Genomic DNA, 2008 nt, shown 5'->3' on the forward strand with positions numbered 1-2008 from the left:
CCAACCACCACTGCAACAACGCGAGAACCTCACCCGCAGTGCCGTGCACCCGGTCAGCGGTCTCCGTACCGGACCCCGCCCGGCACGGAACGACGGTGACCACCGCGACATCGGGAAGGGCCGGCTCGGCGGACAGGGCGGCCAGGTCCGGGTAGCTCCGTACGTCGAGGCCGGCGGCAGCGTCACCCTCGGTGAGGACCGCGGGCTGCCATGCGAGGCGGAACAGCGAGTCTTCGGCACGCCTGTCGGAGCCACTCGCCACGAGCAGTTGCTCGCGTGACACCGGCCGCAGCGACAGTGAGCCGACCGTGGCCACCGGACCACCCGAGGCGTCGGCCACGGTCAGCGACACCGCGTCCGTGCCCGTGCCTGTGCCTGTGCCTGTGCGAGAGACCTTGACCCGCAGCGCCGTCGCCCCCGCGGCACGCACACCCACTTCGGACCAGGCGAAGGGCAGCAACGGCCCGTCGACGACGGGGACGAGCCCGCCCGCGCCGATCGCGTGGAGCGCCGCGTCCAGCAGCGCCGGATGCACGGCGAACGCGCCCGCCTCCGTGCCCTCGGGGAGGGCGACCTCGGCGAGGACGTCGTCCCCGCTGCGCCACACCGACCGCAGCCCGCGGAAGACCGGGCCGTAACCCAGGCCGAGTTCGTCCAGTCCCTCGTAGAACCCGGTGAGGTCGACGGCCTCCGCATCCGCCGGCGGCCACGCGCCGAGGTCCGCGCCGTGCGGCGGCTCGGGCAGCGCGTCCGTCAGGAAGCCGACCGCGTGCCGCACCCACGGCGCGTCGTCCGGGGCATCCTCCCGTCGCGAGTGCACGCTCAGCGCGCGCCTGCCCGGCTCTTCCTCGGCTCCGACCCACACCTGCACGGCCACACCGCCGGTATCCGGAATGACCAGCGGTGCTTCCAGCGTCAGGTCCTCGACTTGCGCGCAACCGGCCTCGTCGCCCGCCCGCACCGCCAGCTCTACGAGCGCGGTACCCGGCAGCAGCACGCTGTCCATGACCGTGTGGTCGGCGAGCCAGGGGTGCGTCCTGAGCGACAGCCGCCCGGTGAGCAGGAACCCGCCGGCGCCGGGCAGCGCGACCACCGCACCGGCCAACGGGTGCTCCGCCGCGCCCAGTCCGAGTCCGGTGGCAGCGGCGCTGCCGGTGAACTCCTCTGGTGCGTCCAGCCAGAAGCGCTCGTACTGGAAGGCGTAGGTCGGCAGGTCGACGCGCCGGGCGCCGGGGAAGAGTGCCTGCCAGTCCGGGGAGATGCCGTGCACGTGCAGTTCGGCGAGCGCGGTGACGACGGACTGCGGTTCGGGGCGGTCGGCCCGTAGGACCGGGACAGTGACGATGTCCGAGCCGTCGAGGCAGCCCTGGGCGAGGGCGCTGAGAACACCTCCGGGGCCGATCTCGACGAAGGTCGCCACGCCCAGCTCATGCAGGGTCTCGATACCGTCGGCGAAGCGGACCGCCTCACGGACATGCCGGACCCAGTACTCGGGCGTGTACGGCTCAGCCAGTCGGCCGGTGAGATTCGAAACGACGGGAATCCGCGGCTCGTTGAAAGCCAGATCACTGGCGACCTGCGCGAACTCGTCCAGCATCGGATCCATCAGAGGCGAGTGGAACGCGTGACTGACCTTCAGGCGGGACGTCTTGCGCCCCTTCTCCCGGAAGGCCTCACCTAGGGCGACGACCACGTCCTCGGACCCGGAGACAACGACCGACCTCGGGCCGTTGATCGCCGCGATCCCGACGCCGTCGGTCAGATACGGCAGCACCTCCTCCTCGGCCGCCTGCACCGCCACCATCGCGCCCCCCGCGGGCAGCGCCTGCATCAACGCGGCACGCGCCGACACCAGCTTCGCCGCGTCTTCGAGCGACAGCACCCCGGCCACGTGCGCGGCAGCGATCTCACCCACCGAATGACCGGCCACGTAGTCCGGCCGGATGCCCCACGATTCGAGAAGCCGGAACAGAGCGACCTCGACAGCGAAGAGCGCGGGCTGCGTCGA

The 2008-nt window shown here is 72.1% G+C and carries 1 protein-coding gene; it reads right to left on the minus strand.

Annotated features, from left to right (window positions below):
• Positions 1 to 1972: acyltransferase domain-containing protein (locus ACWEBX_RS39580; RefSeq protein WP_451889543.1), on the minus strand; the 1972-nt coding region annotated here is incomplete at its 3' end.
• Positions 1973 to 2008 lie beyond the last annotated feature (36 nt).

It is taken from the genome of Streptomyces sp. NPDC005070, assembly GCF_053600395.1.